Source organism: Paenibacillus sp. PAMC21692, from assembly GCF_014303795.1.
Lineage (GTDB): Bacteria > Bacillota > Bacilli > Paenibacillales > Paenibacillaceae > Pristimantibacillus > Pristimantibacillus agaridevorans.
The window spans coordinates 5,863,125-5,883,829 of record NZ_CP060293.1 but is presented as its reverse complement, the minus strand read 5'-3'; the positions used below and the strand labels follow the sequence as shown (position 1 = coordinate 5,883,829).

Genomic DNA, 20,705 nt, shown 5'->3' with positions numbered 1-20,705 from the left:
GTTGCTCCTTTCTTAGAATAGTGCGCTGTCCCGGTCGATGCGGCGCACGATGAAGTTGGCCGCGATGACGGTAACGAATCCGACAACCGATTGCAGGAAGCCGACGGCCGCCGCGGAGTTAATGTCTCCGAGCTTCGTGAGCGCCCGATAGACGTAGGTGTCGATAATATCCGTAGTCGGGAAGTTCGGTCCGACGTTGTTCGGCACGAAGTAATGCAAGCCAAAGTCGCCTCTAAAGATGTTGCCGAGCCCCAGGATAAACAAAATAATGATAAGCGGCTTCAGAAGCGGCAGGGTGATGCGCCACATCATCTGAATGCGGGAAGCGCCGTCGAGCCTCGCGGCTTCGTAATATTCGGTGCTGATGCCGGTAATGCCGGCATAATACACGAGAGTCGAAAAGCCGATACCCTTCCATAAGGCGACGATCGGCAAGATAAATATCCATGGCGTCGTCTCCAGATACCACTTGTGAGGATCCATCCCGAACCAGGCAAGCATGGTGTTGAGGTAACCTGCCTTATGATCGAGGAATGCGGAGGTAATATATCCGACGAGTACGAACGAGATGAAGTAGGGCAGAAACAACGCGGTTTGATAAATTTTGACCAGCTTCCCGTGCAACTCGTTCAGGAGCAAGGCCAGCAGCAAGGCGGCAACGGTTCCGAGAATGATATATGTCACGTTATACAGCAAGGTGTTGCGAATAATGCGGAAGGCGTCCTGGGCTTTGAACAGAAACTCGAAGTTGTCGAGTCCGACCCACTTGCTTCCGAAGATGCCTTGGTCGTACCTGAAGTACTTGAAGGCGAGAATGAGTCCGACCATCGGGATATAAGCGATTACGAGCTTATATAGAATGCCCGGCAAGGAGAGTGCTAGCAGCTCCCGATTTTTGATCATCAGCTTCCATTCCTTGTACAGCCGGTTGGCCACTTTAGGATCTCCTCCGTCCTTTGTATCGATTGGTGCGCGGCGTCGTCGCTGAAGCCATCTTGCCACGGGAAGAGCCGGGCTGAATAGAATAGAGTTTGCGAATAGCTGTATTGCCGAAGTGTACAATTTTCGATTCTCTGCAATTCCGCAGGAAATACAGTGACGGCGCGGATTCAAGAGACTTGATGACAGCAAAAAAAGACCTTCCGCGGCCGATTGCCGGCCTGGAAGATCCGAGTTGCAGGAGTTGCTTCGTTATCGCTTGCGGTCAGGTTAACGATTTTTTCATCCGGTATTCCTTCGGCGTGGTGCCGACCTTGCCCTTAAAGAGGCGGAAGAAATAGCTTTGATTCGCGTACCCGCATTTGTCCATAATTTCCGAGATCGTATAGCTGTCTCCCTCCAGAAGCTTCTGTGCATGTTTAAGACGCACCTCGTTTATGTATTCCGTAATGGACATGTTGTAGCTTTCCTTAAACAGCTTGCCGATGTAGGCGGAAGACAGCTTGACTGTGCTCGCGATAGACTGCTGACTAAGATTGATGTCGGTGAAACGCTGCTCGATCAGCTCCTTTACCGTCTCCAGCATCATCTCGTTGCGCTCCATATTGGCCGGGCGTTGCCCTTCGCAAATTTGGCTGCATACCGAGAGGAGGGAGAGATACATCTCCGAAAGCGTCTCCTTCTCTTGCAGGAGCTGATGCAGGTTCTCCATATCGATCGTAAAAGCGACAATCCGATTGTCATTGATTTCTCCCGCTACGTTTTTCAGTTGGAAGGCCAGGTTGGATACGGCACGAATCATGTCATCGTAATTGTAGCCCGCGATTAGGGAAAACGCCTTCTCCAATTCGCCTCCGGCGTTCGTCAATTGACCTTTCTTGAGTGCCTCGGTCAGCTTTCGCGTCACCCCATCAGGGAGATCGGACTGCTTGCTAGCCAGATTGTCGCGAACATCCTTTGACGAGATGATGGACTTGTGGCCTTTTACGAGCTTGTATTGGCATAAGCGCAACGCCTGCGCATACGCCGAGGAGAGCGAAGGAAATTGAGAGATTGGGTCGCTGATGCCGCAAGTGAGCGACAGCCCGTAATACCGGTCGATTGTATCTTGAACCTCGCGCAGCATGCCTTGGACGTTCTCGATTGCAGCAGCATCTTCTCGCCGCACTTTGGACAAAATGAGTACGAAGTGATCGCCTCGCATCTCTGCCGCTTCGCAAGGATACGACTTGCTCATGATCTCGACAGCGATATTAACGATCGCGAAGTTGTAGAGCAGTTTGGACGAGTTGCCGACCTTGCCGTCGTAAGCGGCGAAGTGATCGAACTTCAGCACGCATACCAGCAGTCCGTCCATGGCTTTAATGTTAAGATTATGTTTTTCGATCAGATGCTGCATATCGGCATGGGAGAACAGAAGACTATCCGTAAGAAATCTTCTGACATAATATTTGCTTACGATCTGCTCGGAGCTGATCTCCTTGAGCTGGTCCGACAGCTGCTTCACATTCTCGCTCATGAGACCAAGCTCGTCGCCGGCAGCAGGCTCGTTTTTCCGATCGTTCGCAGCCAGATAAGGCCTGATTTGCTTAAGCATGTTTTCGATTGGATTGTAGAGCTTATAGGACAACCCGATCGATACGGCGATGGCGAACAGCAGGAAGATGCCGGAGATCGCCAGCGATCCATTGCGCGATTTGGTTACTTCCGCCATAAGCTGCTTATAGTCCTGTATATAGAGAATCGTCCATGCTCCCAGGCTGTCATCCATATATGTAACCATGCTTTTCCTGTCCGCAACCTCTCCTATGACGAATCCCGATGTCGTTCCGCCCTGCGCTACCTTGTCCGCATGAACGAGTTGCGTCAGCCGGCTCTGATTCTCCGCGCCCGCGTAGCTTGCGCCGGCGTCGGATGTCAACAGAGAGCCGTCCTCCGTTTGAATATAGACTTCCCCGAGGTCGCGCCCGCTCGTTACGTTCATCTTCTTTAGACTGTCGAATACCCAATCCGACTTAATGAACAGGATAATAGCCGATTGTGTTTCTGTAAACGATTTCAATGAATCGGTGACAATAAATGCGAACGTATCGATCCGGTTTACGCTGCCGTTAAGACTCATGGGAATAAGTCGGTTGGTGGGATGCGGCCGGTCGTTGATCAGCGCTTTACGAATACGCTCCTTCGTAATGCCCCCGTCCAGCATAAAGTTGACGCTGGTGCCGTACAGCTCCGATTGCGACTTGTTGTAGATGACCATGGAATCTAGGAACGATGTGCTCTCCATAATATTGGCCATCTGCCTGTGGCCCCTGATGAGATCCATCTTGGGCAATTCCGTGCTGAACATAAGCGGGATCAGGAAATTGTCGCGGTAAACGAAATTGGAAAGTCTGGAGATCATGTCGTTCATGTAGGCCAGATTATAGCGAATTTGAGACAGCACCTTAAGGTTGGAGTCCTCCTGGATGCGCTTGACGGTTCTCTCCAGCATATAAGTGTTGGCGATCGAAGACACGACCAGAACAAGCACCATCGTCGTCACGATGGACAGCATAACCCGCTGCAAATACTTTTTGGACTTATAGAAGCCGAACACGACTTTCATGGTATTCAAGCCCCCCGAGCATAGGATGAGTAGGTCGTTACATCACACGGGATACGACTGCCTGGGACCGAATTCGCCGAGCGCAATGTCCTGCCAGCCAAGCGAATAGGCCGGAGATTCTGCTTGAAGCCGATAATCGCCGGAGGCCCGGTCGACGAACAGGGGATCGCAGCATAGAGAAGCGGCGTCGTAGCTGCCCTCCTTGAGAGTGCGCCATTGCGACCATTCGTAAACGTTCCGTCCCAGTTCGTCGGGACCTTTTGGCACAAGGGGAAGCTCTCCGGCAATTCGGCAAGGCTCTCCATTCCGCCAATACAGATTTCGGTCGGCGGAAGCGAACCGTTCGTCGGCGTAATTAACAAAATAATAAAGGTTTCCCGAATTATATACGATATTGGAAGCGATTTCGATAGCTTTATTTTGCTCTCCGGCCATTTCCTGCGAGCCGATGCCCGAGATCGCCATGGGATTATCGACAAGCAGGTTGTTGAAGATGCGATTGCCGATCCCTTTGGAGAAGATCAACATCCACAGTTTCCCTTTACCTGTGCTGTATAAACCTCGAATGACGTTATTGCAGACGGTAAAGTCGTCTGCCGCATCGTCGAGATAGATGCCGAATCCAAAAGAGAAATGAATGCCGCTGTCATGAAGGTCGTTGTTCGTAATGATATTGCCCCGTCCGACGCCCCAAGCCTCGATCATGCCTCCGTCCTGGCTGTCTTCCATCACGTTTGAAATATCGTTGCCCGCGATGAGATTATCCCGCGCGTGGAGGAAGTCCCAGTGATTATCCCAGGTTACCGTCAAGCCGTACAATTCGGGGGGCATCTCGCCGTACCGCAGCCCTTTCATGGAAATCCCGTATCTCGGCATATGGGAGATGCGGTTATGCGCGATCAAGTTATGTCCGCTTTGGTAGAGCAAGATGCCGCAGCCGTGGCCGACAAGCTCGCCGCCATGCTCGATGTAATTGTTCGTAATGGCATGATGGCCGTTCCGGTCGGCTGCAGCGGGGCCGGAAAAAGCACCTTCGCCCGGCGCATATCCGCTAAGGCTAATGCCGATATGTCCAAAGCTTGCAATGATGTTGCCGTCCATTCTGATGCCGGCTGCATCCCTGTCGAGATAGATGCCGCAGCTTCCCGATTGCAGCAGCCTGCAGCGTTCGATCCGTATATTCGCCGCGTTTCTCATATAGATGAGTCCTTCGCGATGCTCATCCCGCTCTACGTTATTTTCCATCATGCGGTATTCCGGGAAAAAATCCGTACACGAAAACGTCAGATCGGAGAAGGTGATTCCCGAGACGGGAAGTTCGGGACTAGAGCCCTGTATTTGCAATATTCGCTTCATTGCCGGCGCAATGATCGTCTGTTCATTGGGATCCGCGCCGCTGTCCGCCGGCCGATAATACACGTATCCCCGGGATTCGTCGATGCAGAATTGGCCCGGTGACCTCAAAAATGCAAGCGAGCCTTGAATATAAAATCTCGAGCCTTCGCCGATCGGCCAGGAAGCGGGACTGCCGAAGGAGAGGTATCGGTTGGCTGCATCGTAATGAACGGCTGTTTTCGTCTCCGAGAACCAGTTCCATTCTCCTTCCCCGGGCCATACAAAGACGGACAAGCGGCAATCGCCCGCGGGGATCTCCGGAGCTTCGCCTTCTTTGAACGTGATGCCTAGTCTATGATCGTGTAGGGGGGTGATTGGAGTATCCGTCTCATAGTAGCCCACTGACGGCAGGCGTGCCTGAAGGACGCGACGACCATCCGCATACAAAGTCGAAGGGACGTAGTCGAGATCATAGGACGCTCGCCAAATTCCGTCTTCCATCCGCTCCCACCCCGTAACGGCTTTGCCGCCCGTGATGACGACCTCTTCTCCTGGATAAGCGCGGTAAGTGACGGGACATTCCGGGGAGCCGGAATCTCTTTCGTCAAGCCATAACGGTTCTGACCGTTCATAACAACCGCCCCGAATATAAACGGTAACAGGTTTGAGCAGTCCGGCTGCGGTAAGGTTTCGTACTTCTTGCACGGCGCGATCCAAACTTCCGAACGGCTCTTTCACAGTACCGTTTCCGTCCCGGTCGCTGCCATCCGTCGCCACGTAGATCGTCCTGGTCATCGCGATCTCATACCCCCTTTGATCTGTCTCTTCAACTATAGTTATATATGGGGTTATGGCGGGCTGCAAGAGTATTCCAATAATGTACACTGAATCGGTTTTTTCACAGTAGCCTCCTATTAGGGCACCATATTTACATTACGATCGAATGTAAGGGGTGGCTAAGGAGTTGATTATGAGGATATGGAGAGAATTTGCGATTAAATGTCAAGTCGAGGCTCAATCCGGGGGTATTCGACAAAATTTCTCATCGGATGACAAATGATGTCCGTTTACGAATCCGCCCGACGTTAGTATAATGAACTCGGGTACATACCAATGTTGGGCGGAAAGAGGGTTATGATATGGTAGAAAGCAACAGTAGAGCAGTAGTGCTCGATGTTTGCGATATCCTCGACCGGCTTGGCATCAGCTGGGAGTCCATCGCGCATCTGATCGAAGTCGGCAAGGAACCCGCTAAAAGCCTGTCCGATCCGAATGCGCAGCTCGCTCAGAGCGAATGAAAGCAATGAAGCGCCGCGTCTCGTCCGGCGTTAGCTTGCGACCGTCTATGGTCAGCTCGTAACGGCTTTCAATTTGATCGTCGGCCAACTCGACGCGGTTTAAAAATTCCGTTATATGATGTGCGGGGTCGGTTGCCACATGCTGCGTACGGCCCATAAGATCGTCAAATGACACTCGGAACAAATTGGCCATCTTCGTCAAAATCTCGAAGTCCGGCTCCCTGCGATCCGTCTCGTAATGGGACAGGGACGCTCTCGTAATGCCCAACAGCCCGGCAAGCGTCTCCTGGTTCATTCCCCTCTTTTTGCGGAGCTCCGCGATTCTCTTTCCGTATCTTGCCATCTGCATTGGCTCCTCCTTAGTCCGCGAGACCCATGTCGTTGCCATTTATTATAGCAGAAAATGATACAAAAGGTATATTATTGTCCAATTTCTGTCCGCGAAATTAATTTTTGAGTGTCTATATCGCTCTGTCGCTAGCCCTCATCCATTAACCCCGTTGCCAGACATAATCGATAAAAATAGTGTGCCCCCTTGACTTGATTCCGAAGTCGATGATCTAAATAATCGCTTGCCTCGCGGGCGATTCGAAGCGCATTTCCGATATGATTATGGTTAAGCTGGACCATGACCTCGCGAATGACGTCCAGCGGGTGATTAGCCGCACGGAGCGTTCGAATAATGGAGATTTGCCGGACATGCATGCCGGTCATGAAGCGATATCCGTTATCCTCGCCGCGAGGAATCTCCAATAATCCTTCCTTCTCCCAATGGCGAATTGCGGTGCTGGGCACGCCTGTAAGCTCCGACGCTTCGCTGATCGTCATTTTGCCTCGCCCGCCTCTCCGGTCGGCCTCGGACAAGTCTTCCTTCTCCAGCAGTTCAATCGTTCTCTCGGCAATTACTTTGTCCTCGTGAAGCGCTGCCTGACATTTGTTGATCAGCCACATCGCCTCGTGCATGCGTTTCTGGATGATAAGCGACATTGCTTGCCTTACCGTATCCATACCGTAGCCGGGATACATGGCGCGAATGCAAGCGAAGTAGGCGTAATGTTCGTCCGTATAGAGCCGATATCCGCTCGGCGACCGTTCGGGCGGAGGCACGATCCCCCAGCTCTCGTAGTGCCTCAGCGCGCTTGTGCTAATTCGGAGGCTTTTGGCGATTTGCAGCGGCTTCCAGATCCTGATTTGTCCCATCAAGCTCACCCTTTCTATTCGCCGTCGTCGAACCTTCATTTAATACCTTAAAGTTACTTGACGGATTGATGGTCAAAAAACGGCGTTATTACATCCATTATACGCTCAAAGCTTCGGACTTGCATGAATGTTGTAGAATGATGGGGTTGGATCAAAATCGGACTGGGAGGCAAAAGAATGAACGGTATGATTAAGATTAAAGGCGCGCGTGAAAACAATCTGAAAAATGTTTCGTTGTCCATCCCGAAGCATAAGTTGATCGTCGTAACCGGACCTTCCGGCTCGGGCAAATCGACGCTCGCCATGGATACGCTCCAGCGCGAATGCCAGCGGCAGTATATGGAGTCGATGGGGCTGGTGTCCGATAACGTGGGCAAGCCAAAGGTCGAGGGGATTGAGGGCCTTTCGCCATCCATCAGCGTCGGGCAGCATCAGACCAATCGCAACCCGCGTTCTACGATTGGGACGGCTTCCGATATCTACACCCTCATGCGAATCGTATATGCGAAGCTGGGGCAACGACCCTGCCCGAATTGCGGCGAGAACGTCGCCAGCGTCATTGGACAAGCGGAGCCGGCAGCGGGGCTATGGGAAGACGACAATGGAGGAGACGCTGCCGTGAACTGTGGCGCCTGCGGTCATTCGCTGGACAGGCTGACGATGTCCCATTTCTCCTTCAATAAGCCGGAAGGTGCCTGCGAGAGCTGCGACGGACTCGGACATGTATCGACGCTTAACATGGAGGCGGTGTTCGATAACGGCAAAAGCTTGCGGGAAGGGGCGGTTTCCATCTGGTTCGATGCCTGGGCCGATTACAATATCGCCACGCTTAAGGCGGCGGCGAAGCATTACGGCGTTGCATTCGACGAGAATCAGCGCCTTGCGCAATTCGATTCCGCCGCGCTGGATCTTCTGTATTATGGAGTCGACAGCGAAGCGTTCGCTTCCCGCTTTCCCGACATGAAGGCGCCGAAGACGGTGAGTCAAGGCAAATACGAAGGCATCGTCACGGGCATATGGCGAAGGTTCAAAGAGAAGGGCGGCGAATCCGGCGAAGCGGCGCTGTTCGAGCAGCGGATTTGCGATAGCTGCGAAGGCGCGAAGCTCAAGAAGGAGAGTCTGCTTGTAAAAGTGAACGGACTGGCCATCCATGAAGCATCCTACGGTGCGCTGGGCAAGACGCTCGCCTGGCTGGAGGAGATGAGGGACGGTCTCTCGGACGACGAAGAGAAGCTCGTCGGAAGTCTGATCCATGACATGATCGTGAGAATCCGGCGGATTATTGAAGCAGGGCTCGGATATATGACGCTCGACCGCCAGATTGTGACGTTGTCCGGAGGAGAAGCGCAGCGGCTGAGGCTGGCTTCAATCATTGGCTCGGGTCTGACCGGCGTTCTGTATATTCTCGACGAGCCGACGGCGGGATTGCATCCCAAGGATACGGGAGGACTTATCGCGGTCATGAAGCAGCTGCGCGACCTTGGCAATACGGTGCTTGTTATCGAGCACGACGAAGAAGTGATGCGGGCAGCCGATCACATTATCGACATCGGTCCCGGAGCGGGCGCATTCGGCGGCAACGTTGTCGGACAAGGCACGCTCGAGGAACTCATGGAACAGCCGAAGTCGGTAACGGGCGCGTATTTCAGGGAGGAACTGGAGAAGGGGGTTGCGCTTTCGAATCGCCGCGAAGGGACGGGGCAATTTTTGACGGTTAGGGAAGCGACGCTTCGGAATTTAAAGCATGTCACGGCTGCTTTTCCGCTGGGGTGCCTGGTAGCGGTAACGGGCGTATCCGGCTCCGGGAAGTCGACGCTAGTGTTCGATCTGCTGGCGGAATCCGGTCCGGACAAACCTGCGCCGTCAGGGTGCAAGGCCATAACAGGCTGGGAGCATGCGGGCTCGCTCATCAAAGTGGATCAATCGCCTCTGTCCCGCATGCAGCGCTCCAATATCGCGACTTACACCGATGTGTATACGCATCTGCGCAATTGGTACGCAAGTTTTCCCGAGGCAAAGAGAAGGAAGCTGACGGCCAAACATTTTTCCTTTAATACCGCTGGCGGCCGCTGCGAGGGATGTCAGGGACTTGGCGTCGTGCCGATCCATATGCATTTCCTGCCGGAGATCGAGGTGCGATGCACGGCATGCAAGGGACGGAGATTCCAGGACGAGGTGCTGGCCGTCACGCACGAAGGATACAGTATATCCGATCTGCTCGATCTATCCATCGAAGAGAGTCTGACCGTGATTGGCGGTCTCGCAAAGGTCGGCGATACGCTTAAGCTGCTCTGCGAGGTCGGCCTTGGTTATTTGAAGTGGGGTCAGTCGCTCAGTACCCTGTCCGGGGGAGAAGGGCAGCGCATCAAGCTGGCAAAGCATCTGGGCAAGGGGACGGGCAAGCATGCGGTCTATCTGCTCGACGAGCCGACGACCGGCCTGCATCCGGGCGATGTCCGCAGGCTGATGGTACTGCTAAACAAGCTGGTGGACGCGGGCAATACGGTTATTGTCGTCGAGCATAATATCGACGTTGTCCGGCAATGCGATTACGTCATCGACATCGGCCCGGAAGGCGGAGCGGCGGGGGGCAGCGTCATGGCGCAGGGAACCCCCGAACAGGTTGCCGCAATCGAAGCTTCCCACACGGGACGCTTCTTAAGGGCCCGATTGCCATAAGCGGCGCCGCGAGCGGCTAGAGACGCTCTCGCAATACGTTCTCGACCTTTGTTAGATGCGTCCCGATTAATCGGGACGCTTCTTCGGCATTTCCGGCGGCGATCGCTTCGTAGATCCCTTCATGTTCCTCCAGCAAGCGGACCGCGGTCGACGTCTCCTGGTAAAACCAAAGCTCCCGCGTCTGTCCGATCGTGCGGCCAAGCCGTTCTGCCAGAGAATCCATTAAGCCGGACAGCAGCGAATTATGCGAAGCGGCGGCAATGGCGGCGTGGAAGGCGACATCGGCTTGTTCTCCCGCCGCGGTATCGTCTCTCTCCAGCGCTTCGCGCATCGTGCGGAGGATGGCTTGCAATGCGTCAAGGTCTTCATCCTTGCGATTTCGGGCGGCAAGCGACGCCGTGCCGGTCTCCAGCACCTTGCGCACCTCCAGCAGCTCCATCATGGAGGCGGCATCCTTAAAGGGATCGGCGCCGTCCTTGCGCTCACTGGGAAGTTCCTTCTTAACGAAGGTGCCGCCCCCATGGCGAATATCGAGCCAGCCCATCGCTTTAAGGGCGCTTAGCGCCTCGCGGACGGTAGATCGGCCAACGCCGAACGAAGACGACAGCTCCACCACGGACGGCAGTTTATCGCCCGGCTTCCATTCTCCCTCGCTAATTTTCGTCAAGAGGATACGGCTGACGATCTCGTGTCCTTTTTCTGTTTCGATTTTCATAGTGCGCTACCTCCGTCATCTATTGGCAAGCCGTCGATATAGCATTTCTAAAATTAGGTCTGTATTTTAATATAAGCATAAGCTATAATGATTGCAAAGTCATCAGATGACCTGATCTATATTATTGATTGGAAAACGGAGGTCTATTTCATGAATGCCGAATTGATTGAAGGACTGCGCGCCATTGTCGGCGAACGCCACTATCGCAATGATCCCGAGGCGCTGGTTGCCCACTCGTATGACGGAACCCCCATGCTGCAAAGCTTGCCGCAAGGCGTCATCTATCCTGAATCCACGGCGCAGGTATCCGCCATTATGAAGCTGCTGTCCAAACATGGCGTTCCGCTGGTAAGCCGCGGTTCCGGCTCCAACCTTTGCGGAGGGACCGTGCCGGTGGAGGGCGGCATCGTGATGGTCATGCATCGCATGAACCGGATTATCGAGACGGATACCGAGAACTTGACCGTAACGGTAGAGCCCGGACTTATTACGGCCGAGATGATCGCGCATGTGGAGTCTCTCGGTCTGTTTTATCCGCCCGATCCCAGCAGCATGCGGATCAGCACGATCGGCGGCAATATCGCGGAATGCTCTGGCGGTTTGCGGGGATTGAAGTATGGCACGACAAAGGATTACGTCATCGGGCTGGAAGCGGTTCTGGCCAGCGGCGACATTATACGAACCGGCGGCAAGCTGATGAAGGACGTTGCCGGCTATGATCTGACGAAGCTGCTTGTCGGCTCCGAGGGGACCCTCGCCATTATTACCGAGGCCACGCTCAAGCTGATCCCGCCGCCTCAGACCAAAAAGACGATGCTGGCGATGTACCGCGATCTGTATGGAGCCGCTCGGACGGTATCCCGCATTATCGAGAACCGCATCATACCGGCTACGCTGGAATTTATGGATAATCCGACGATTCGCGTGGTCGACGACTTCGCTGGCCTTGGTCTTCCTCGCGATATGGAAGCGATTCTGCTTATCGAGCAGGATGGCGATGCTGCATCGGTAGAGAGGGATATTGCGCGCATTCGCGAAATTTGCGCCTTGGAAGCGGCGGATCGCGTGGAGGTGGCCGAAAGCCGGGAGGAAGCGGAGAAGCTGCTTACGGCCCGCCGCAGCGCCTTCACGGCGCTGGCGAGGCTTCGTCCGACGACGATTCTCGAGGACGCGACAGTGCCGCGCTCCCGGATCGCGGATATGGTGCTGCGCATTAACGAGATCGCCCGCAAGCATAACGTGACGATCGCTACCTTCGGCCATGCGGGAGACGGCAATCTGCATCCCACGGCGACTACGGACGCGAGAGACACGGAGGAAGTGCACCGTGTCGAAGCGGCTTTTGCGGAAATTTTCGAAGCGGCGATCGAACTGGGAGGCACCATTACAGGCGAACATGGCGTGGGACTCGTAAAGGCGCCGTATCTGGAATGGAAGGTAGGAGCGCCAGGCATCGAGGTGATGAAGGGCATCAAGGCGGCCTTCGATCCACAAGGCTTGCTGAATCCTGGCAAGCTGTTCGCGAAGGAAACGAGGAAAAGGGTGGTGTTGCAGCATGGCTAACGGAACCGTGATGAAGAAGCCGGATATTAAGCATGCCAATCCGCTGGCGCAAACGCTGCTGAACAAGCTGGATTACGACCAGCTCACCAATTGCATGCGCTGCGGGTTCTGCTTGCCGGCATGCCCGACGTTCCGCGAGACGGGACTGGAGCCGGAATCGCCGCGCGGCCGTATCGCCCTGATGAAAGCGGTCGCCGATGGGGTAATGGATCCCGACCAGGTGTTCCAGGATCAGATGAACCATTGCCTGGGCTGCCGGGCTTGCGAGCCCGCGTGCCCCGCGGACGTCAAGTACGGACAGCTGATCGAGCAGGCGCGCGACGCGATCGAGGATCACGCGGAGCATGGTTTGCCGGTGCGCGGACTTCGCCGGGTCATGTTTAAAGGCGTATTCCCTAACCGCGGCAAACTTAAGCTGCTAGGCGGAGCTATGGGCTTCTATCAGAAGTCGGGCCTACAGAAGTTTGCTCGAGGCACGGGCTTGATGAAGATGTTCCCCAAGCATCTCCAGGAGATGGAGGCGATTCTGCCGGATGCATCCTCGAAGGGCGTGGTGGAGCGGCTTGGGACCTTCTATCCTGCCAAAGGAGAAGCCATTGCCCGCGTAGCGTTGTTCCGGGGCTGCATTATGGATGTCATGTTCGCGGGGACGAACGTGAATACGGTAAAGCTGTTGTCGGAAGCGGGCTTCGACGTCGTCATCCCGGAGACGCAGGTATGCTGCGGCGCCTTGCATGCGCATAGCGGAGAGATGGACGACGCTCGCGGGCTTGCAAAGACGAACGTGCGCGTATTCAAAGAGGCCGGCGTAGACTATATCGCCTCCAATGCGGGAGGCTGCGGCGCGCTTCTTGTGGAATATGATCATCTGCTTGGCGAAGATGCCGACAACGATGTGCGGGAGGCAGCGCAATGGTTCGCAGAGCGAGTCAAGGATGTGAGCCAGCTTGTGGTCGAGAAGGGGAGAATCCCGGCATTCGCCGAGCTTGCTGCGGAAGGCGGGCAAGGCACAGTTACCTACCAGGATTCCTGCCATCTGCGCAACGTGATGAAAGGTTCTTCCGCGCCGCGCCAGCTTATGCGAAGCGTGGAGGGCGTTTCCTATGTCGAGATGAAGGAAGCCGACCGCTGCTGCGGTTCTGCCGGCATTTACAACGTGACTCAGCCGGAGATGGCCGGCCAGCTCCTGGAGCATAAGATGGAGCATGCTTGCCAGACGGGAGCGAGCTATATGCTGACAAGCAATCCGGGCTGCCTGCTCCAGATGAAGCATGGGATCGAAAAACACAAGCCGCCTTTCCGCATGGAGGCAATGCATATCGTGGACTACTTGTATGACCGGATACTTCCATCAAAGAAATAAAAAAGCCGGGGGCTGTCCCAAAAGTGTTCGAATGATAAGGGAACGTTCGGTTTTATACGTGAAAGGACCTCGATTTCCACTGTAAAGTGAGGGATGAGGTCCTTATCTTGAAAAAATTCGATTCGACTTGCCGTGGGGCTCGAAAAATTACAATTTGGCTGTATCTACGTCACACTCAGAAAAAACCATGAACTAACGGTACAATAAAATTGAGCAAAAATACACAATTATGATGAGGTAAAAATAAGTTATTCGTACATTTGTACAAATACACAAATATTGATTCAAAGTCGTCCCGATCGAAGATATGAAGCGAGAATTTGTGTATTTTCGTACAATTTGGTATCCAAAGGCTCCATTTATCTGAGAAATTGGGGAGAAATGCACAAATGTACAGAGAGGCCGATTTTCGGCCCGTACTATGCACAGCCCCGGCAACGGCAACGAGTCGCCGTTACTTAGCTCTGAAACTAACCTTCTGAGTAGCGGGGATATCGATCCAAACATGCAATGTTCGAGTTTGTCGGTGAGACGCAACATCAAATAACCTGTAAGGGGTTGTCCTAGAGGGAATTCCATAGCTATTTCGGCAAGCTCGTTATCGTTTTGTTCACGCAATGTGGCCATACTCGAACTCAAAGAACCGTCAGGGTAGTTTCTCCTGACGGTTTTTCTCATGGCTTAATAGATGAAGGGGGCCGCTCCTGAATGGGACTGTAAAATTTTGCGAATATTATAGCAACAACCCATGTTAGGAGGCAGGAATCCTATGTCATTGCTCGCCAAATGGTTAAGGCCCGGCAAAGACAACAAAAATGCTTTTCGCGATGTCGATTCGATTGATCAGCAAGCCTTGCTCGAGCGGCATCCAACGCTTCCGATCATGCAAGAGTTATTCGCGGATTGCGCTGACCTCATTCATCGGAGTTGGCCGGAGTCTCAATTGGATATGCTGTATTTCAGCCATTTGGTAGGCAACGAAGAGTTCACCAGAGAAATATCCGATTCGTTCCGCTCCATTACACCGGACGAGATGGAAGAGGTGTTGAGCCGCTCTCAATACAAGCCCGCTTTGGATTGCAAATCAGCGTCGAAAGGGGTATTGGACGGTAATGTCTGTTTGTTCCACAAAGGCAGTGTTTATCTCGTAAGCGTCTCCTTGCCGGAGACAAGAAGCATCTCGCAATCGGAGACGGAAACCTCCATCAATGGACCTCATGACGGCTTTGTCGAGTCCGTTCTTATTAACTTGTCGCTTATTCGTCGCAGGATAAGATCAACTCGCCTGAAGGCGCTCAAGCTGCAGGTGGGCGAGGTTTCGAAGACGGATGTTTATCTGCTGTATATAGATGGTCTGGCCAATACAGAGAACGTGCAGGAAATGAAGAAACGAATTGAGCTCGTCGAGACTGATGTCGTACATGACGGTAACATGCTGGCTCAACTGATCGATGATCATCCGAACTCCGTATTCCCGTTGTTTCAGACAACGGAAAGAACGGATGCCATAGCATCCAAACTGGCAGGCGGAAAGATTGTCGTCGTTATGGACGGAAGTCCGTCCGCATTCTCCGCGCCATCGTCCTTTTTTGAGTTTTTTGCCTCATCGGATGACTATTATCAACGTTGGGCGATTGGCACGATGACCAGAATGCTTCGGTTCATCGCCTTCGTCATTACGATCTCTTTTACAGCGCTGTACGTTTCCGTTACGACCTTCCATTACGAGATGATTCCCGAGGACTTGCTCATTACAATAACGCAATCCAGGAGCCGCGTCCCTTTTCCTCCCTTGTACGAAGCGATGCTTATGGAGATCACCATAGAACTGCTGCGTGAGGCTGGTGCCAGACTTCCGACAAAAATCGGCCAAACCATCGGCATCGTAGGCGGTATCGTGATCGGGCAAGCGGCAGTGCAGGCTGGACTGACAAGCAATATCTTAATCATTGCGGTAGCCTCCTCTGCGATCGCTTCTTTCGTTATTCCAAGTTATGTGATGAGCGCATCGATCCGGTTAATCCGGTTCGGGCTGCTATTAATGGCAGGACTCCTTGGAAATTTTGGGATCGTGATGGCGATTGCCATCATCTTCATTCACTTGAGCGGCTTGACTAGCTTAAAATCGTCGTATTTGACACCGGTAGCACCAATCAACTTTAAGGATTGGCTTGATATCTTCATACGCGCTCCCTTTAGTTGGATACAGGAACGGCCTTCACAGTCCCGTTCTCCCAACAAACGGAAGACGAGGATCAAACAATAAGCGAGGAACCGCCTATGAAAGAGAAGTTGTATCCTGTCCATATCGCGATTATGGTGTATATGATTCAGACGGGAGTGGTCGTGTTTAGCCTTCCACGGATTATGGCAGAGGTCTTCGGCTACAACGGCTGGTTGATGGTGCCGGTGTTTACGCTGATCGCAGCGCTAAATATCGGCTTGATTGCAGTGGTTTACAGATTGGGCCAAGGAAGGTCTGTTTTTGAGATATTGGAGACGTCGTTGACAAAAATAGGGGCATATCCCCTTTATTTCGTTTTAATTGTCGTTTGGTCGTTATTAGGGTGTATGGTAGCGAAACATTATGTTTATATTTTTCAAACGATGGCTTTTCCCACTACGCATCCTATGCTTTTTAAGCTCCTCATAGATATTGTCGCTTTTTTGTTGCTCATTAAAGGGATTTATAACATCTCCAAAGCAACGATGGCGTTTTTCGTGTTAACGGTTTGGATGGGCTTGCTGCTTCTCTTTTTTGGACCGAACTTCGAATTTGCACGACTGACGCCGTTTTTGTTAAAGGGAGGCACGGAAACGATAACAAGCGGTTTGAACGGTTATTCGGCGTTCCTGGGCTACGAGTTAACGCTTCTTCTTTTCCCTTACGTCAATGCAAAGAAGGGATTTATTAAGGCGGTGCATGCGGGTAATTTGTTGACCGGCGTCTTGTATACCCTGTATGCTTTCGTGGCATTCGGCTTCTACAGCCTTGGGCAGCTTACCGCTTTCCGCTTCCCGATGCTGGATATGTTATCGTATATTCGACTGCCCTTCGTGGAGCGCATAGAAACGTTGTTTTTTGGTTTTTTCTTCTTTACGGTGTTAATCACAATCGTTTTGTATATCTGGGCGAGTACCGAAGCGCTGAACCGGATGTTTCCCAAAGCGGAATCTAAGCTGCTCGCAGCCGCGTTGCTCATCGTCATCTATGGGGTGTCCTGGCTTCCCGATACGTTAAGCAAGGTAGAGATTTGGCTGAAGTGGCTCGGTTACGGCCAAGTTATCATTGCGATCGGTTTGCCGGTTTTCTTGATTCTCATCTTGTTGATTCAGCGAAGAAAGGAGCAGGGGCATGCATAATCGACTCGTTCGAGGGGTAATGATCGTCATCTTATTAGGAGTGCTGGCAGGATGCGGGGATCAGCGCATTCTGGAGAAACAAGGGTTTATCTATTCAGTAGGGTACGATTGGCTGTCCAAAGGCAAATCAGCGGAAGGATCCGCGCCTGGCAACAAAGTAAAGAAAGACCAGCTCAGCGTAACGGTCTGGCTGCCCGTTGTCAGCGCCGAGAGCGGCAGGCAGCATCCGTTGATTCTACAAACCGTGGCCAGTACGGGGAAAGAAGGCAGATTCCGTCTAGCCAAGCAGACGGAATTATCGCTCGCAAGCGGACAGATGCGCACGGCTTTATTCAACTTGCAGCTTGCATCTAAAGGAATTATGCCGTATTTGGACGGATTCATGCGGGATCCGGCTGTTTCGCAGCGTCTGAAAATCGTAGTAGTCGAAGGAACCGCAAATGAAATGTTGAAAAAGGAGTATCCCTCCCATATGAATACGGGTCCATATATCGATCATTTACTGGAAAAGGAAGTCATGAACAACAGGGTTCCCGAATCGACTCTTTATAGCTTTATGCGCGATTATATGGATGACGGCGTTGATCCGGTTGCGCCAATCATTAAGCAACACGGGACGCATATCGAAGCTAGCGGCATCGCCTTGTTCGATGGAGACCGTTATATTTCGCGCATCGATAGCGATCATTCCTTAATATTCGCGTTTTTAAAGGGTTCCTTCAAATACGGGGAGATTAATATCGACTTTGCCGTTCAAGAAAGAAAAGGGGAGAAAGCGATGTTTAGTTCGCTTGCCGGAAACAGCAAGGTGAAAATCAAAACGTTGCCCGGGGAGCGTTTGTATCGTGCCGATATTAATATTAAAATTCATGGAGTTCTTCTGGAATATCTAGGCGATTTGCAATTAAACATGGAATCGGATAAGGAGCGGTTGGAGAAGGCTATAGCCGCTCACATCAACAATGAGGCTGAAAGCATGGTTAAGGAGCTTCAGAAATTAGGCGTAGATAGTATCGGAATCGGGAAACATGTACGGAATTCGTTAAGTTATAAAGAATGGAAAAACATGGATTGGAAAGCCGTGTATCAAAACATGGACATACGCTGCGAAACGAAAGTAACAATCAAGTCCGTAGGCAAATTCGAAAAGTAGTTTGCCCCAGGCCGGAAAACGCGTAAAACGGTCCAAGGACTTCATAATTCGCGATTGGCTGATCTTGGACGCATTGTAAACGTTCTAACGGCATTTTTTCGGTCAATCCTAATAATGGCATCCTCGTTTCGGCTTTTACATTTGGTTTCGAAAGGAGTAGCATTAGCAATGAACCAAACACATCAAAACGCCGAGCCGTGTTCGTATGATTCACGACCGCAGAGCGAATTAACCTCTGTGGTTTTTTGATGTGCATATCAGCGTTGGGGTTACAGGAATGAGAGAAAAGAGGCTGCGTTACTATGAAAAAACAATTTGTCGTCATCGGTCTGGGGAGGTTCGGAGGCAGCGTCACTAGGACGCTGGTATCACTGGGCCACGAGGTGATGGGAATTGATCGGGATGAACGCCGCGTGCAAGAATTCGCTCCTGTTCTTGCGCATGTGTATCAGGCGGATTCGACGGACGAGGCGGTAATGAGACAGCTTGGCGTCCATAATATGGACCATGCCATAGTGGCAATCGGGGAAGACTTGCAAGCCAGCATTCTGTCGACGTTGATCCTCAAGGACATGGGCGTCCCGTATGTAACGGCCAAGGCGAACAACGACTACCACCAACGGGTTCTCGAAGGGCTTGGAGCCGATCAGATCGTGCATCCCGAGCGGGACACAGGCATTCGGGTAGCCCATCAGGTAACCTCAAAAAACACGGTGGAATATCTGGAGTTGTCGCCTGAGCATAGTCTTGTCGAAATAATCGCGCCGGATAACTTCTGCGGGCGAACGATCAAAACATTAAACGTAAGAGCAAAGTACGGATGCAACATTATGGCGATCCGCAGGAAGGACAATGAGATGGTCGTAGCTCCGCATGCGGACGATTTTATCTATGAAGGAGATATGCTGGTCGTCATTGGCAAAAATATCGATATTACCCGCTTCGAAAAAGCGATCGGCGGCTGAGTCATGATTTATTGCGTTTGAAAAGCCTTAAGCGAGTCTACCACCGCTGCATTGATCGCTGACGGGTCAACATCGGGTATGGCGGCGTCCGACAGCTCGTATTTCGCTTTCAGGCTCAATACGCGATAGACGCTTTCGTCCAATCGATCCTGCGAGAGGACGCCGTCCTTTACGGACTCAATGACGGCGTCCAACGCTTCCTGCTGCAGCTTGTATTCATGACAGACGAGCAGGATGTCCCCTCCCGCCAATATCGCCTCTACCGCAGCTTTACCCACGCTAATGCCGCCGGTTAAACCTTTCATCGTCATATCGTCGGTTATGATGACGCCATTGTAGCCAAGCTGCTCCCTCAGCAAGCCGGTGATGACGGCAGGGGAGATCGACGCGGGATTTTCCGCATCCAGCTTCTTCATCAGCAGATGGCCGACCATAATCGCATCCACATCTTCTTTAATAGCCTCTTCGAAAGGAAGCAGCTCGAAGCTTTTGAGCTCATTCAAGCTTTTGTTCACAACGGGCAGCCCCTTATGGGAATCAACGGAAGTGTCTCCGTGTCCGGGGAAGTGCTTTGCGACTGCTGCGACGCCTTGCGAAGTGATGCCCTCCATCATGGCCAAGCCATGGAGACTGACGGTTTCGGCATCGTTACCGAACGAACGGTCTCCGATGACGGGATTGTCTGGATTGCTATTGATATCAAGCACGGGCGCAAAGTCCATATTAAAACCGAGCGAACCGATCTTTAGTCCAAGCGAGGAACCGATCGCTTCCGTATATTCCGGATTCTGTTTGCTCGCGATCTGGCGCGCGGTCGGCGTCTTGTCGAACTCGGATGGCAGCCTGTTGACCTTGCCGCCCTCTTGATCGACGCTGAGCCACAAAGGCACAGAGTTTGGTACAGCCTCGTTGGCAGCTTTCAACTGATTAAGCAGCTTCAACGTCTGATTCGCGCTTGTTATATTGTCTTTAAATAGAATGAACCCTCCAACATGGTAGTTCTGGATAAAAGATTCCGTCGACTTGTCCATCGATTTGCCTTCCAGACCGATGATTGTCAACTGCCCGACCTTCTGCTCCAGCGTCATAGATTCAATCTGTTCCAGAATGGCTTTATCGTCCGTCTGAGGCGGCGTATTCGGCTTTAATGTCGACGCAGGACCTTCGGCGGAAGCTCTCGGGCTTTCGGATGGCGAGCTCTCCGGAGATGGCTGGACGGTTGTCGTAGGTGACGCGGAAGGCTTCTCCGACTGCGCAGAGTTGCCGCAGCCTGACAGCAAGGCTGTTGCCATCAAACCTGCGGTTATCATGGCTTTTACGGATAGGATTCCCTTGCGCATATGCATCTCCTCCTGTTTGCTTTTTGAACAACCTCTGTCAGCGTGTTCTTATATTTTAGCCCTCCGTTAGGCCGAAGGCAAATAACGAATCGGTAACGTCATGATGCTTTCAGAATAGGCGAACGCATGCCGTGAGCCCGGTCCTAGGTTAAATTATTGTAAATGCAGCTAGTGATACGCCGTT

General features: G+C 52.5%; 14 protein-coding genes. 7 read left to right on the top strand and 7 right to left on the bottom strand.

Annotated features, from left to right (window positions below; genetic code table 11):
- Nucleotides 1-12: 12 nt before the first annotated feature.
- From H7F31_RS24165 to H7F31_RS24145, 5 genes are all read right to left on the bottom strand, one after another.
- A complete protein-coding gene (locus H7F31_RS24165) occupies nucleotides 13-936 on the bottom strand; it encodes an ABC transporter permease subunit (RefSeq protein WP_315970517.1) in 924 nt (307 codons plus the stop codon).
- 268 nt (nucleotides 937-1,204) lie between these two features.
- Entirely contained in the window at nucleotides 1,205-3,547 is a 2,343-nt protein-coding gene (locus tag H7F31_RS24160) for a helix-turn-helix domain-containing protein (RefSeq protein ID WP_187100855.1), read from the bottom strand.
- Between the two features lie 42 nt (nucleotides 3,548-3,589).
- The gene (locus H7F31_RS24155) at nucleotides 3,590-5,677 is read right to left on the bottom strand and encodes a right-handed parallel beta-helix repeat-containing protein (RefSeq protein WP_187100854.1); all 2,088 of its coding nucleotides are present in this window, start codon (nucleotides 5,675-5,677) and stop codon (nucleotides 3,590-3,592) included.
- Nucleotides 5,678-6,133: 456 nt separating this feature from the next.
- Nucleotides 6,134-6,523 carry a helix-turn-helix domain-containing protein gene (locus H7F31_RS24150; RefSeq protein WP_187100853.1) on the bottom strand — a complete coding sequence of 130 codons (390 nt, stop codon included), beginning with the start codon at nucleotides 6,521-6,523 and terminating at the stop codon, nucleotides 6,134-6,136.
- A 134-nt stretch (nucleotides 6,524-6,657) separates the two neighbouring features.
- Entirely contained in the window at nucleotides 6,658-7,380 is a 723-nt protein-coding gene (locus H7F31_RS24145; RefSeq protein WP_187100852.1) for a MerR family transcriptional regulator, read from the bottom strand.
- Between the two features lie 177 nt (nucleotides 7,381-7,557).
- Between H7F31_RS24145 and uvrA the strand changes: the two genes are divergently transcribed.
- On the top strand, nucleotides 7,558-10,059 hold the full coding sequence (uvrA, locus tag H7F31_RS24140; protein WP_187100851.1) for an excinuclease ABC subunit UvrA: 2,502 nt from the start codon (nucleotides 7,558-7,560) through the stop codon (nucleotides 10,057-10,059).
- Nucleotides 10,060-10,075: 16 nt separating this feature from the next.
- On the opposite strand, the gene H7F31_RS24135 is transcribed toward uvrA, so the two are convergent.
- Complete coding sequence (locus H7F31_RS24135; protein WP_187100850.1) at nucleotides 10,076-10,774, bottom strand: FadR/GntR family transcriptional regulator; 699 nt, start codon at nucleotides 10,772-10,774, stop codon at nucleotides 10,076-10,078.
- Between the two features lie 150 nt (nucleotides 10,775-10,924).
- On the opposite strand from H7F31_RS24135, the gene H7F31_RS24130 reads away from it, so the two are divergent.
- The 6 genes from H7F31_RS24130 to H7F31_RS24105 all read left to right on the top strand — a co-directional run bounded on the left by H7F31_RS24130 (nucleotide 10,925) and on the right by H7F31_RS24105 (nucleotide 19,181).
- Entirely contained in the window at nucleotides 10,925-12,337 is a 1,413-nt protein-coding gene (locus H7F31_RS24130) for an FAD-binding oxidoreductase (RefSeq protein WP_187100849.1), read from the top strand.
- The gene (locus H7F31_RS24125; RefSeq protein ID WP_187100848.1) at nucleotides 12,330-13,700 is read left to right on the top strand and encodes a (Fe-S)-binding protein; all 1,371 of its coding nucleotides are present in this window, start codon (nucleotides 12,330-12,332) and stop codon (nucleotides 13,698-13,700) included. The genes H7F31_RS24130 and H7F31_RS24125 overlap by 8 nt, the downstream gene beginning before the upstream one ends.
- 769 nt (nucleotides 13,701-14,469) lie before the next feature.
- Nucleotides 14,470-15,966 carry a spore germination protein gene (locus tag H7F31_RS24120; RefSeq protein WP_187100847.1) on the top strand — a complete coding sequence of 499 codons (1,497 nt, stop codon included), beginning with the start codon at nucleotides 14,470-14,472 and terminating at the stop codon, nucleotides 15,964-15,966.
- Nucleotides 15,967-15,980: 14 nt separating this feature from the next.
- A complete protein-coding gene (locus H7F31_RS24115) occupies nucleotides 15,981-17,063 on the top strand; it encodes a GerAB/ArcD/ProY family transporter (protein WP_187100846.1) in 1,083 nt (360 codons plus the stop codon).
- Nucleotides 17,056-18,216, top strand: coding sequence for a Ger(x)C family spore germination protein (locus tag H7F31_RS24110; protein WP_187100845.1), 1,161 nt, complete (start codon nucleotides 17,056-17,058; stop codon nucleotides 18,214-18,216). The genes H7F31_RS24115 and H7F31_RS24110 overlap by 8 nt, the downstream gene beginning before the upstream one ends.
- A gap of 302 nt (nucleotides 18,217-18,518) precedes the next feature.
- Nucleotides 18,519-19,181 carry a potassium channel family protein gene (locus H7F31_RS24105; protein WP_187100844.1) on the top strand — a complete coding sequence of 221 codons (663 nt, stop codon included), beginning with the start codon at nucleotides 18,519-18,521 and terminating at the stop codon, nucleotides 19,179-19,181.
- 8 nt (nucleotides 19,182-19,189) lie between these two features.
- On the opposite strand, the gene nagZ is transcribed toward H7F31_RS24105, so the two are convergent.
- The gene (gene nagZ / locus H7F31_RS24100; RefSeq protein ID WP_187100843.1) at nucleotides 19,190-20,521 is read right to left on the bottom strand and encodes a beta-N-acetylhexosaminidase; all 1,332 of its coding nucleotides are present in this window, start codon (nucleotides 20,519-20,521) and stop codon (nucleotides 19,190-19,192) included.
- Nucleotides 20,522-20,705 lie beyond the last annotated feature (184 nt).

What these genes read in the sequence shown, in the direction of transcription:
- H7F31_RS24150 (WP_187100853.1), bottom strand. Translation starts at nt 6,523, where the DNA reads ATGGCAAGATACGGAAAGAGAATCGCGGAGCTCCGCAAAAAGAGGGGA.
- H7F31_RS24125 (WP_187100848.1), top strand. Translation starts at nt 12,330, where the DNA reads ATGGCTAACGGAACCGTGATGAAGAAGCCGGATATTAAGCATGCCAAT.
- H7F31_RS24115 (WP_187100846.1), top strand. Translation starts at nt 15,981, where the DNA reads ATGAAAGAGAAGTTGTATCCTGTCCATATCGCGATTATGGTGTATATG.
- H7F31_RS24105 (WP_187100844.1), top strand. Translation starts at nt 18,519, where the DNA reads ATGAAAAAACAATTTGTCGTCATCGGTCTGGGGAGGTTCGGAGGCAGC.
- H7F31_RS24110 (WP_187100845.1), top strand. Translation starts at nt 17,056, where the DNA reads ATGCATAATCGACTCGTTCGAGGGGTAATGATCGTCATCTTATTAGGA.
- H7F31_RS24120 (WP_187100847.1), top strand. Translation starts at nt 14,470, where the DNA reads ATGTCATTGCTCGCCAAATGGTTAAGGCCCGGCAAAGACAACAAAAAT.
- H7F31_RS24135 (WP_187100850.1), bottom strand. Translation starts at nt 10,774, where the DNA reads ATGAAAATCGAAACAGAAAAAGGACACGAGATCGTCAGCCGTATCCTC.
- H7F31_RS24145 (WP_187100852.1), bottom strand. Translation starts at nt 7,380, where the DNA reads ATGGGACAAATCAGGATCTGGAAGCCGCTGCAAATCGCCAAAAGCCTC.
- H7F31_RS24160 (WP_187100855.1), bottom strand. Translation starts at nt 3,547, where the DNA reads ATGAAAGTCGTGTTCGGCTTCTATAAGTCCAAAAAGTATTTGCAGCGG.
- nagZ (WP_187100843.1), bottom strand. Translation starts at nt 20,521, where the DNA reads ATGCGCAAGGGAATCCTATCCGTAAAAGCCATGATAACCGCAGGTTTG.
- H7F31_RS24155 (WP_187100854.1), bottom strand. Translation starts at nt 5,677, where the DNA reads ATGACCAGGACGATCTACGTGGCGACGGATGGCAGCGACCGGGACGGA.
- uvrA (WP_187100851.1), top strand. Translation starts at nt 7,558, where the DNA reads ATGAACGGTATGATTAAGATTAAAGGCGCGCGTGAAAACAATCTGAAA.
- H7F31_RS24130 (WP_187100849.1), top strand. Translation starts at nt 10,925, where the DNA reads ATGAATGCCGAATTGATTGAAGGACTGCGCGCCATTGTCGGCGAACGC.